Genomic DNA, 11966 nt, shown 5'->3' on the forward strand with positions numbered 1-11966 from the left:
CGGGCAACCCGCGATTGCTGGAATAATCGCTGCATGGCTGCAACATTCCGGGGGACGACCCCCGAGCCCCCGGACGTACGTCCGCGGCTGACCGTGCTCTCCGGCCCCTCCGGGGTCGGCAAGAGCACGGTCGTCGCCCATATGCGCAAGGTGCACCCCGAGGTCTGGCTCTCGGTGTCGGCGACCACTCGCAAGCCCCGCCCGGGCGAGAAGCACGGAGTGCACTACTTCTTCGTCTCCGACGAGGAGATGGACAAGCTCATCGCCAACGGCGAGCTCCTGGAGTGGGCCGAATTCGCGGGCAACCGCTACGGCACCCCGCGGCAGGCGGTGCTGGAGCACCTGGAGTCCGGTGTGCCGGTGCTGCTGGAGATCGACCTCCAGGGCGCCCGGCAGGTCCGCGAGTCCATGCCGGAGGGTCGGCTGGTGTTCCTGGCGCCTCCGTCGTGGGAGGAACTGGTGCGCAGGCTCACCGGACGGGGCACCGAGCCGCCCGAGGTGATCGAGCGCCGTCTGGACGCGGCCAAGATCGAGCTGGCGGCCGAGCCGGAGTTCGACGAGACCCTGGTCAACACCTCTGTCGAGGACGTGGCGCGCGAGCTGCTAGCCTTGATGGACGTTGTGTGATCGTCTCTGATCATTCAGACTGAATCTTTCCCATCCATCGGAAGGCAGAGCGTGTCCTCTTCCATCACCGCGCCCGAGGGCATCATCAACCCTCCGATCGACGAGCTCCTCGAGGCCACCGACTCGAAGTACAGCCTCGTGATCTACGCGGCCAAGCGTGCCCGCCAGATCAACGCGTACTACTCGCAGCTCGGCGAGGGTCTCCTGGAGTACGTCGGTCCGCTCGTCGACACCCACGTCCACGAGAAGCCGCTCTCCATCGCCCTGCGCGAGATCAACGCGGGTCTGCTGACGTCCGAGGCCGTCGAAGGCCCGGCGCAGTAGCACTGCAGTAGTACTTTCGTATTGCAGTTGACTTATCCACAGGCCCGGCAGCCGACTGTCGGGCCTGTGGTGTGTGATGGAGTCGTGCGCCGGAGCCGGTGCACGGGAGCCGAGTGCGGGGAGAGACGGTGGACAAGCCGAAGGTCGTGCTGGGGGTCAGTGGTGGCATCGCCGCGTACAAGGCCTGCGAGCTGCTGAGAAGGTTCACCGAGTCGGGCCATGACGTCCGGGTCGTGCCCACCGCCTCCGCGCTGCACTTCGTCGGCGCCGCCACCTGGTCCGCCCTCTCCGGCAACCCCGTCTCCACCGAGGTCTGGGACCACGTCGAAGAGGTCCCGCACGTCCGGATCGGCCAGCACGCCGACCTGGTCGTGGTCGCCCCCGCCACCGCCGACATGCTCGCCAAGGCGGCCCACGGCCTCGCCGACGACCTGCTCACCAACACCCTCCTCACGGCCCGCTGCCCGGTCGTCTTCGCCCCCGCGATGCACACCGAGATGTGGGAGCACCCGGCCACCCAGGAGAACGTGGCGACGCTGCGCCGCCGCGGCGCCGTCGTCATCGAACCGGCGGTCGGCCGCCTCACCGGGGTCGACACGGGCAAGGGCCGCTTCCCCGACCCGGCGGACATCTTCGAGGACTGCCGTCGCATCCTGGCGCGCGGAGCGCGGGAGCCCGACCTGACGGGCCGCCATGTCGTCGTCTCCGCCGGCGGCACCCGCGAGCCCCTCGACCCCGTCCGCTTCCTCGGCAACCGCTCCTCCGGCAAGCAGGGCTACGCCCTCGCCCGCACGGCCGCCGCGCGGGGCGCCCGGGTGACGCTGGTCGCGGCCAACACCACCGGTCTGCCCGACCCGGCCGGCGTGGACGTCGTCCCGGTGGGGACGGCCGTACAGCTGCGGGAGGCGGTGCTGAAGGCGGCCGCCGACGCCGACGCCGTGGTCATGGCCGCCGCCGTCGCCGACTTCCGCCCCGCGGTCTACGCGACCGGGAAGATCAAGAAGAAGGACGGCCAGGATCCCGAGCCGATCGTCCTGGTACGGAATCCGGACATCCTCGCGGAGATCTCGGCCGACCGGGCGCGGCCCGGACAGGTGATCGTCGGCTTCGCCGCCGAGACCGACGACGTCCTCGCCAACGGCCGGACCAAGCTGGCGCGCAAGGGCTGCGACCTGCTCGTGGTGAACGAGGTGGGGGAGCGCAAGACCTTCGGCTCCGAGGAGAACGAGGCCGTGGTGCTCGGTGCCGACGGCAGTGAGACGCCCGTGCCGCACGGGCCCAAGGAGGCTCTCGCCGACATCGTGTGGGATCTGGTGGCAGCCCGTTTGGCTTAACTTTTTTCAGCCGTATGTCAACTTTCTCGGACGTCACATTAGGGTGCGGTGGCTCTGGTCAACGCCGCCGCCCATTGGGCAGAATGCCCGTGCCGCAGGTCACAGCACTTCCGAGTGTCGAGACAGGTGGGCCGGCGGCGGAGCGCGACCGATAAACTGTTCTCGGACGACGCACAGGTGCAGCCCACCGTGTCGTCCGCCAATGATCAGCCAGCAGCCGCTGCAACCCCAGGGAGCGTTGTGTCCCGTCGCCTGTTCACCTCGGAGTCCGTGACCGAGGGTCACCCCGACAAGATCGCTGACCAGATCAGCGACACCATTCTCGACGCGCTTCTGCGCGAGGACCCGACCTCCCGGGTCGCCGTCGAGACGCTGATCACCACCGGCCTGGTGCATGTGGCCGGCGAGGTCACGACCAAGACGTACGCGGACATCGCGACGCTGGTCCGCAACAAGATCCTCGAGATCGGCTACGACTCCTCGAAGAAGGGCTTCGACGGCGCCTCCTGCGGCGTCTCGGTGTCGATCGGCGCGCAGTCCCCGGACATCGCACAGGGCGTCGACACCGCGTACGAGTCGCGGGTCGAGGGCGACGAGGACGAGCTCGACAAGCAGGGCGCCGGCGACCAGGGCCTGATGTTCGGGTACGCGACGGACGAGACGCCGACCCTGATGCCGCTGCCGATCTTCCTGGCGCACCGCCTGTCGAAGCGCCTGTCCGAGGTCCGCAAGAACGGCACCATCCCCTACCTGCGCCCGGACGGCAAGACGCAGGTCACCATCGAGTACGACGGCGACAAGGCCGTCCGCCTCGACACGGTCGTCGTCTCCAGCCAGCACGCCTCGGACATCGACCTGGAGTCGCTGCTCGCCCCCGACATCCGCGAGTTCGTCGTGGAGCCGGAGCTGAAGGCCCTGCTGGACGAGGGCATCAAGCTCGACACCGAGGGCTACCGCCTCCTGGTCAACCCGACCGGCCGCTTCGAGATCGGCGGCCCGATGGGCGACGCCGGCCTGACCGGCCGCAAGATCATCATCGACACCTACGGCGGTATGGCCCGCCACGGTGGCGGTGCCTTCTCCGGCAAGGACCCGTCCAAGGTCGACCGCTCCGCCGCCTACGCCATGCGCTGGGTCGCCAAGAACGTCGTCGCGGCCGGCCTGGCCTCCCGCTGCGAGGTCCAGGTGGCCTACGCGATCGGCAAGGCCGAGCCGGTCGGTCTGTTCGTGGAGACCTTCGGCACCGCCAAGATCGACCACGAGAAGATCGAGAAGGCGATCGACGAGGTCTTCGACCTGCGTCCGGCCGCCATCATCCGCGACCTCGACCTGCTCCGCCCGATCTACGCCCAGACCGCCGCGTACGGTCACTTCGGCCGCGAGCTCCCCGAGTTCACCTGGGAGAAGACGGACCGCGTGGACGCCCTGCGCAAGGCCGCGGGCCTCTGACCCGGCCGACTCCCCGCACCTGCCCGAAGGCCCGGTCTCCCTCCAGGGGGCCGGGCCTCGGCATGTCATGGCGAAGGCTCGTCGTCGGTCGTCCTCAGACGTCTCGGAGGCTTCGCCGCGGGCACCGACCGGTATCGCCGAGTGGCCCAAGGCAGAGGAGCGCCGGGTGGCGGTCCGCGGTCGGAATGATCTCGGGCGGCGTCGGCTGTCAGTGGCGTTTGGTAAGAATGCAAGCGTGAGCAGCGAGAACGGGCAGGGGGGCGGGGGCGTCGAAGGGGCGCCGCCGGAGCAGCTCGCGCTCATTCGGGAGAGCGTGCGGGGGGCCAAGGTGCCCCGGGCCAAGCCGCGGACCTGGCGGGGGGCGGAGCTGGCCGAGCGGCTGCCGGTCGCCCGGGTGCTCGTGGACAAGGGTGTGCTGCATCTCGACCGGTACTTCGACTACGCCGTTCCGGCCGAGCTGGACGCCGACGCACAGCCGGGGGTGCGGGTGCGGGTGCGGTTCGGAGCCGGCCGGCACCGGGTCCGGGACGGGCGCCGGGAGGGCGGGGGGCTCATCGACGGGTTCCTCGTGGAGCGGCTCGCCGAATCCGAGTACGCGGGGCCGCTGGCCGCGCTGGCCCAGGTGGTGTCGCCCGAACCGGTGCTGAGCGAGGAACTGCTGCGGCTCACGCGGGCCGTCGCCGACCGGTACGCGGGGAGCCTCGCGGACGTGTTGCAGCTGGCCGTGCCGCCGCGCAGCGCGCGGGCCGAGAAGCGGACCTCGCCCGAGCCGTTGCCGCCCCCGCCGGTGCCCGACGCCGGATCCTGGACGCGGTACGAGCACGGGGCGGCTTTCCTCGAGGCGCTGGCCTCCGGCGGCGCGCCGCGTGCGGTGTGGAACGCCCTGCCGGGACCCCGGTGGAGCGAGGAGACCGCCCGGGCCGTCGCCGCCACGCTCGCCTCGGGACGCGGCGCGCTCGTCGTCGTACCGGACGGGCGGGCCGCCGCGCGGGTCGATGCCGCGCTGACCGATGTGCTGGGCGAAGGGCGGCATGCGCTGCTCACGGCCGACGCCGGGCCCGAGAAGCGGTACGCGCAGTGGCTCGCCGTCAGCCGCGGCTCGGTGCGGGCGGTGGTGGGGACGCGGGCCGCCATGTTCGCGCCGGTACGGGACCTCGGGCTCGTCGCGATCTGGGACGACGGCGACGACAGCCACAGCGAGCAGCACGCCCCGCAGCCGCATGCCCGGGATGTGCTGCTGCTGCGCGCCGCGCTGGACAAGTGCGGCTTTCTGCTGGGGAGCTGGAGCTGCACGGTGGAGGCCGCACAGCTCGTGGAGAACGGCTGGGCGCGGCCCCTGGTGGCGGGGCGGGAACAGGTACGGCGGGCCGCGCCGCTGGTGCGGACCGTTGGGGACGGGGACCTCGCGCGGGACGAGGCCGCGCGGGCCGCGCGGCTGCCGACGCTCGCCTGGCAGGCGGTACGGGACGGCCTGCGGCACGGGCCGGTGCTCGTGCAGGTGCCCCGGCGGGGGTATGTGCCGCGGATGGCCTGCGCCCAGTGCCGGGCGCCGGCGCGCTGCCGGCACTGCGCCGGTCCGTTGGAGGCCCGGGATGCCGGGGCGCTGGGGTGCGGGTGGTGCGGGCGCGAGGAGACGGACTGGCACTGCCCCGAGTGCGGCGGCTTCCGGCTGCGCGCCCAGGTGGTCGGCGCCCGGCGGACCGCCGAGGAGCTGGGGCGGGCGTTTGCCGCCGTACCCGTACGGACCTCGGGGCGCGAGCATGTGCTGGACACCGTCCCGGGGACGCCCGCGCTGGTCGTGAGCACACCCGGCGCCGAGCCGGTCGCCGAGGGCGGCTATGCGGCGGCGCTGCTGCTGGACGGCTGGGCGATGCTCGGGCGGCCCGACCTGCGTGCCGGTGAGGATGCGCTGCGCCGGTGGATCGCGGCCGGGGCGCTGGTGCGGCCGCAGGAGGAGGGCGGCACCGTGGTCGTCGTCGCGGAGCCCACGCTGCGGCCTGTGCAGGCGCTGGTGCGCTGGGATCCCGTCGGGCACGCGGTGCGGGAACTCGCCGAGCGGGCCGAGCTGGGCTTTCCGCCGGTGTCGCGGATGGCGGCGGTGTCGGGACCGGCGGAGGCGCTCGCGGAGTTCCTTGCCATGGCCGAACTGCCGTCGGACGCGGAGGTGTTGGGGCCGGTTCCGGTGCCCGTGGTGCGCGCCGGGGCGCCTCGGCGGGCGGGGGCGCCGCCGCCCGGGGAGCACTGGCAGAGGGCGCTGGTACGGGTACCGCCGGGGAGCGGTGCCGCGCTGGCGGCCGCGTTGAAGACGGCTCAGGCCGCGCGGATGGCACGAGGGAGTGGGGAGGCCGTACGGGTGCGGGTCGATCCGCCGGACATCGGCTAGTGCGGGAGATGGGGGATGCCGGGGGGAGAGAGACAGGGAAAGACGGCTGGCAGACGGCTGCCCTCCCGGGTGTTTGCCGGGAGGGCAGAGGGCGGGCGGGTCAGCCCCTTGAGGTCAGCCGTTGTGCTGGGTCAGCCGTTGCGTGGGCCGGGGAAGGCTGTTGGCCTCGCCTCGTCGCGGAGGGTGGGGCTGCCCGCGGTCGGCTGTGTCGGCATGGAGCGGGCAGCCGGGACCGTGGGGACCGTGGGCAGGCCTGCGCCCATGCTGAGCGTGCGGGTGCCGGTCGTCTCGGTCGGCCGTTCGGTCTCGGCGGCCGGTGTCGGCTGGGACGTGGCGCGTCGGGCGCCGTAACGGCGGTGCACCGCCTGCTTGGTGACGCCGAGGGCGGAGCCCACCGCGTCCCACGAGAAGCCGAGCGAGCGGTCGAAGTCCACGGCGGCCGTGACCAGGGTTTCGACACTGTCCCGGAGTTCCTGGGCGAGGCGGACCGTCGGGGCGGGGGCGCGTCCGTAGACGACGAAGCCCGTGGACGGGCCGGAGCGGCGCGGGCGGTAGACGTTGCCCAACTGGGCGGTGAGCGTGCGCAGTGCGTCCACCTGCCGGCGGACCCGCTCGATGTCCCGCACCAACAAGTGCAGGCTGGCCCGGGCCTGGGCGTCGTGGGTTGCGTGGTCGGCCATGAACAAGCCTCTCGAACCGGCGTTGAAAGGAATGGGCCGCGTATGCGGCCCGTGGTGGTCAACTCTTCCTTGACCAACGCGTGGGCGCTCCGCTGGTCACGGTGTGGGGGCGTGTGGGCATATGCGTACGCCGGGTTTTCCCACCCGCGCACCGCCCGTTCGGTTGGCAGAGAGGTTGAGCGACCTGTGGGGGTGTTCGCCGTCGGCGGATTGCGGTTCGTGGATCGCGGTTCGTAGCCCGGTAGCCCGGTAGCCCGCAGCCCGCAGCCCGCAGCCCGCAGCCCGCAGCCCGCAGCCCGCAGCCCGCAGCCCGCAGTCCGGTAGCCCGCAGTCCGGTAGCCCGCAGCCCGGTAGCCCGCAGCCCGGTAGCCGGTAGCCGGTAGCCGGTAGCCGGTAGCCGGTAGCCCGTAGCCCGTAGCCCGTAGCCCGTAGCCCGTAGCCCGTAGGCCGCAGTCCGCGGCCTATGGGCTACGGGCCGTGGTTCGCGGTTCGCGCTTGGTCGTTCGTGGTGTGCGGGCTGAGCGGCAGCGAGGCTGTGCGGCAGCGGGCAGCGGGCAGCGGGCAGTGGGCAGTGGGCAGCGGGTTGCGGGGCTGTGGTTTGGGGGTGGTGGTTTTGGGTTGCGGCTTAGACTTGTGCGTTGCCCGTGTTCGTCGTGTCCGAGAGGCCCTCAGTCGCCCATGAAGCTTGTCTTCGCCGGTACCCCCGAAGTCGCCGTTCCCGCTCTCGACGCTCTCATCGCCTCCGGGCGGCATGAGGTGGCCGCCGTGGTCACGCGGCCCGACGCGCCGGCCGGGCGGGGCCGCAGGCTGATCGCTTCGCCGGTGGCCGAGCGGGCGATGGCGGCCGGGATCGAGGTGCTGAGGCCGCAGAAGCCGCGCGACCCGGAGTTTCTGGAGCGGCTGAAGGCCATCGCGCCGGACTGCTGCCCGGTGGTCGCCTACGGTGCGCTGTTGCCGCGGGTCGCCCTCGACGTGCCGGCCCACGGGTGGGTCAATCTGCACTTCTCACTGCTTCCCGCGTGGCGTGGCGCGGCGCCCGTCCAGCACTCCATCATGGCGGGCGACGAGATCACGGGCGCGTCCACCTTCCTGATCGAGGAGGGCCTCGACTCCGGGCCCGTCTACGGGACCGTCACCGAGGAGATCCGGCCCACCGACACCAGCGGTGATCTGCTGACACGGCTCGCGTTCGCCGGGTCGGGGCTGCTCGCCGCCACCATGGACGGCGTCGAGGACGGCACCCTCAAGGCCGTACCGCAGCCGGCCGAGGGCGTCACCCTCGCCCCGAAGATCACCGTCGAGGACGCGAAGGTCGACTGGTCGGCGCCCGCGCTGCGGGTCGACCGGGTGGTGCGCGGCTGCACTCCCGCCCCCGGCGCCTGGACCACCTTCCGCGGTGAGCGGCTCAAGCTGATCCAGGTCACCCCGGTGCCCGAGCGGACCGATCTCGCCCCGGCCCAGCTCGCCGTCGGGAAGAACAGCGCGCACGTGGGGACGGGGTCGTACGCCGTGGAACTGCTCTGGGTCCAGGCCCAGGGCAAGAAGCCGATGCGGGCGGCCGACTGGGCGCGTGGCGTGCGCATCGGCGCCGGTGAGACCCTCGGCGACTGAGCCTCCCCTTCTCAGCAGCGGCTTTCCGGTGCGCGCGGCGTACGCTGGGAGTCGCATCACTCCCATACCCGGAGCACCTTTTTCGTGAGCCAGCAGTCCCGGGGGCCGCGTCGGCCCGCCAAGCCCTACCGCCGTCCCCAGAAGGACCCGGTCCGTCTCCTCGCCTTCGAGGCGCTGCGCGCCGTGGACGAGCGGGACGCCTACGCCAACCTCGTGCTGCCGCCGTTGCTGCGCAAGGCGCGGGAGAAAGACGACTTCGACGGGAGGGACGCGGCCCTCGCCACCGAGCTGGTGTACGGGACGCTGCGCCGGCAGGGGACGTACGACGCGATCATCGCCCAGTGCGTCGACCGGCCGCTGCGCGAGGTCGACCCGCCGGTGCTGGACGTGCTGAGCCTCGGTGTGCACCAGCTGCTCGGCACGCGGATCCCGTCGCACGCCGCCGTCTCCGCCTCCGTCGAGCTGGCCCGGGTGGTGCTGGGCGACGGGCGGGCCAAGTTCGTCAACGCCGTGCTGCGCAAGGTCGCGCAGGACGATCTCGACGGCTGGCTCGCGAAGGTCGCGCCGTCCTACGACCAGGACCCCGAAGACCATCTCGCCGTCGTGCACTCGCACCCGCGGTGGGTCGTCTCCGCGCTGTGGGACTCGCTGGGCGGGGGCCGTGCCGGGATCGAGGAACTGCTGGCCGCCGACAACGAACGGCCCGAGGTGACCCTGGTCGCCCGGCCCGGGCGGGCCACCGCCGAGGAACTGCTCGACGAGGACGCGGCCGTGCCGGGGCGCTGGTCGCCGTACGCGGTGCGGCTCAGCGAGGGCGGGGAGCCCGGTGCCATCGAGGCCGTGCGGGAGGGCCGGGCCGGGGTGCAGGACGAGGGCAGCCAGCTGGTGGCCCTCGCACTCGCCAACGTGCCGCTCGACGGCCCGGACCGGACCTGGCTGGACGGCTGCGCCGGGCCCGGCGGCAAGGCCGCGCTGCTCGCCGCGCTCGCCGCGGAGCGCGGGGCCGTGCTGCTCGCCTCGGAGAAGCAGCCGCACCGGGCCGGCCTCGTGGAGAAGGCGCTGCACGGCAATCCGGGGCCGTACCAGGTCATCACCGCCGACGGCACGCGGCCGCCGTGGCGTCCCGGCACCTTCGACCGGGTGCTGATGGACGTGCCGTGCACCGGTCTCGGCGCCCTTCGGCGGCGTCCGGAGGCGCGCTGGCGCCGGCGGCCCGAGGACCTCGACAACTTCGCCCCACTGCAGCGTGCGCTGCTGCGTACGGCGATCGACTCGGTGCGGGTGGGTGGGGTCGTCGGGTACGCCACGTGCTCGCCGCATCTCGCGGAGACGCGGGCGGTGGTCCAGGACGTGCTGAAGCAGCGGCCGGAGACGGAGCTGCTGGATGCGCGTCCGTTGCTGCCCGGTGTGCCGGCTCTCGGTGAGGGCCCGGATGTACAGCTGTGGCCGCATCTGCATGGCACGGACGCGATGTACCTGGCGCTGATCCGGCGGACCGGCTGAGATGGTGGACGAAGGACACGCCCGTGCGGCGCCCGGTAGGGGGCGCGGGGAACTGCGCGGGCAGCCCCCACCGGCCCGCGGCCGACGCTCATCCGCAACCGCCCCCGAACCCCACGCGGCCCCCGCCGTCGGGGCATGGCACGCTTGACGCATGGCCGCGCAGATCAACCCCAGCATCCTGTCCGCCGACTTCGCCCGCCTCGCGGACGAGGCCAAGGCGGTCGAAGGCGCCGACTGGCTCCACGTCGACGTCATGGACAACCACTTCGTCCCGAACCTCACGCTCGGCGTGCCGGTCGTAGAGTCCCTGGCCCGGGCCACGGACACCCCGCTGGACTGCCATCTGATGATCGACGCCCCCGACCGCTGGGCACCCCAGTACGTCGAAGCGGGTGCCTCCTCCGTCACCTTCCACGTGGAGGCGGCGGCCGCCCCGGTGCGGCTGGCGCGCGAGATCCGCGCGAAGGGCGCCCGCGCCTCCATGGCGCTCAAGCCCGCGACGCCCATCGAACCGTACGAGGATCTGCTCCCCGAGCTGGACATGCTGCTCATCATGACGGTGGAGCCGGGCTTCGGCGGCCAGGCGTTTCTCGACATCATGCTGCCGAAGATCCGCCGCACCCGGGAGTTGATCAGCAAGCACGGACTGGAGCTGTGGCTCCAGGTGGACGGTGGAGTTTCGGCGTCGACGATCGAGCGGTGCGCGGACGCCGGGGCCGACGTTTTCGTGGCAGGTTCGGCGGTGTACGGGGCAAACGACCCGGCAGCGGCGGTACGTGCACTACGCACCCAGGCCGAGGCGGCCACCGCCGCCGCGTCCTGGGCGTGCGACCACTGAGGTACGGGAACGTGAACGGCTCCGATCAGGGCTGATCGACTGCGCCGGATCTGCAAGGATGAACGGCGTATCCAGAGTGTGAACAGCAGTGAGGAGATGACCGTGTCGGGTATGTCGGCGGGCCGGTCAGCCATGCGGATGGGACCCGCTGAGCTGGTGCAGGCGGCGGCCATGGCCCGCCGCTTCTACCTCGAGGGCAAGTCCAAGATCCAGATCGCTGAGGAGTTCGGCGTCAGCCGCTTCAAAGTGGCCCGGGTACTGGAGACTGCCCTCGAAAGGGATCTCGTACGCATCGAGATCCGTGTGCCGGCCGAACTGGACGCCGAGCGCTCCGACGCGCTCCGCGCCCGCTACGGCCTGCGGCACGCTGTCGTGGTCGAGTCCCCGGCCGAGGCGGAGGAGACCCCCGACCCGGAGAACCTCGGTGAGGTCGCCGCCGATCTGCTCGGCGAGCTCGTCAACGAGGGCGATGTGCTCGGTCTCGCCTGGGGCCGGTCCACCATCCACATGGCGGCGGCGCTCGACCGGCTGCCCCCGTGCACGGTGGTGCAGCTGACGGGCGTGTACGACGCCGGGACCTCCGAGCGCGGTTCGGTCGAGGCCGTCCGGCGTGCCGCCCAGGTGTCGGGTGGCGACGCCCACCCCATCTACGCGCCGATGCTGCTGCCGGACGCGGCCACCGCGGCCGCGCTGCGCAACCAGACCGGTATCGCCCGGGCCTTCGAGTACTTCGACAAGGTCACGGTCGCCTGTGTCTCCATCGGTTCCTGGGAGCGCGGCATCTCGACGGTGCACGACATGCTCAGCGACGAGGAGCGTGCGCACTACGCCACGCTCGGTGTCGCCGCCGAGATGGCCGCGCACCTCTTCGACGCCGACGGCCGCCGGGTCGGACGCGACCTGGGGGAACGATGCATCACGGTCAAGGCCGACCAGCTGCGCCGTATCCCCGAGGTCGTCGCGATCGCGGGCGGGCAGCGCAAGGCGGCCGCCATCGACGCGGTGCTGAGGTCGGGGCTGGTCACCAGCCTCGTCACCGACACCTCGGCCGCCGACTACCTGATGACGGCGGGGCCGACGCCCAAGCCGACGCTGAACCGTTCCGACCCCGACGGTTCCTGACAGGGATCACGGCAGCGCCGCGGCGGCGTCGATGACAACGCTGCCGCGGCGCTCCCGCCCGTCCCTGTCAGGGCGGAGGGCGGCTCGTGCCCGTG

General features: G+C 72.3%; 10 protein-coding genes. 9 read left to right on the forward strand and 1 reads right to left on the reverse strand.

Features of this window, described 5'->3' with window-relative positions; genetic code table 11:
* The first annotated feature begins 33 nt into the window (after positions 1 to 33).
* The 5 genes from gmk to AB0D59_RS16625 all read left to right on the forward strand — a co-directional run bounded on the left by gmk (position 34) and on the right by AB0D59_RS16625 (position 6117).
* Positions 34 to 627 (forward strand): guanylate kinase, encoded by a 594-nt coding sequence (gene gmk / locus AB0D59_RS16605; RefSeq protein WP_362565367.1) that lies wholly within the window; start codon positions 34 to 36, stop codon positions 625 to 627.
* Between the two features lie 51 nt (positions 628 to 678).
* Complete coding sequence (gene rpoZ / locus AB0D59_RS16610; RefSeq protein WP_003982715.1) at positions 679 to 951, forward strand: DNA-directed RNA polymerase subunit omega; 273 nt, start codon at positions 679 to 681, stop codon at positions 949 to 951.
* A gap of 128 nt (positions 952 to 1079) precedes the next feature.
* Entirely contained in the window at positions 1080 to 2285 is a 1206-nt protein-coding gene (coaBC, locus tag AB0D59_RS16615; protein ID WP_362565369.1) for a bifunctional phosphopantothenoylcysteine decarboxylase/phosphopantothenate--cysteine ligase CoaBC, read from the forward strand.
* Between the two features lie 240 nt (positions 2286 to 2525).
* Entirely contained in the window at positions 2526 to 3734 is a 1209-nt protein-coding gene (metK, locus tag AB0D59_RS16620; RefSeq protein ID WP_362565371.1) for a methionine adenosyltransferase, read from the forward strand.
* 235 nt (positions 3735 to 3969) lie between these two features.
* Positions 3970 to 6117 (forward strand): primosomal protein N', encoded by a 2148-nt coding sequence (locus AB0D59_RS16625; RefSeq protein ID WP_362565372.1) that lies wholly within the window; start codon positions 3970 to 3972, stop codon positions 6115 to 6117.
* A gap of 131 nt (positions 6118 to 6248) precedes the next feature.
* Here AB0D59_RS16625 and AB0D59_RS16630 read toward each other — a convergent pair whose 3' ends face one another.
* Complete coding sequence (locus tag AB0D59_RS16630) at positions 6249 to 6797, reverse strand: hypothetical protein (RefSeq protein WP_362565373.1); 549 nt, start codon at positions 6795 to 6797, stop codon at positions 6249 to 6251.
* Between the two features lie 678 nt (positions 6798 to 7475).
* Here AB0D59_RS16630 and fmt point away from each other — a divergent pair.
* The 4 genes from fmt (at position 7476) to AB0D59_RS16650 (ending at position 11871) form a co-directional block, all read left to right on the forward strand.
* The gene (gene fmt / locus AB0D59_RS16635; RefSeq protein WP_362565374.1) at positions 7476 to 8408 is read left to right on the forward strand and encodes a methionyl-tRNA formyltransferase; all 933 of its coding nucleotides are present in this window, start codon (positions 7476 to 7478) and stop codon (positions 8406 to 8408) included.
* A gap of 84 nt (positions 8409 to 8492) precedes the next feature.
* Entirely contained in the window at positions 8493 to 9911 is a 1419-nt protein-coding gene (locus AB0D59_RS16640; RefSeq protein WP_362565376.1) for a transcription antitermination factor NusB, read from the forward strand.
* A gap of 151 nt (positions 9912 to 10062) precedes the next feature.
* Entirely contained in the window at positions 10063 to 10749 is a 687-nt protein-coding gene (gene rpe, locus AB0D59_RS16645) for a ribulose-phosphate 3-epimerase (protein ID WP_362565377.1), read from the forward strand.
* A 78-nt stretch (positions 10750 to 10827) separates the two neighbouring features.
* Positions 10828 to 11871, forward strand: coding sequence for a sugar-binding domain-containing protein (locus tag AB0D59_RS16650; RefSeq protein ID WP_351735599.1), 1044 nt, complete (start codon positions 10828 to 10830; stop codon positions 11869 to 11871).
* The last annotated feature ends 95 nt before the right edge of the window (positions 11872 to 11966 follow it).

Origin of the sequence: Streptomyces sp. NPDC048417 (assembly GCF_040651615.1) — a bacterium.
Classification (GTDB): domain Bacteria; phylum Actinomycetota; class Actinomycetes; order Streptomycetales; family Streptomycetaceae; genus Streptomyces.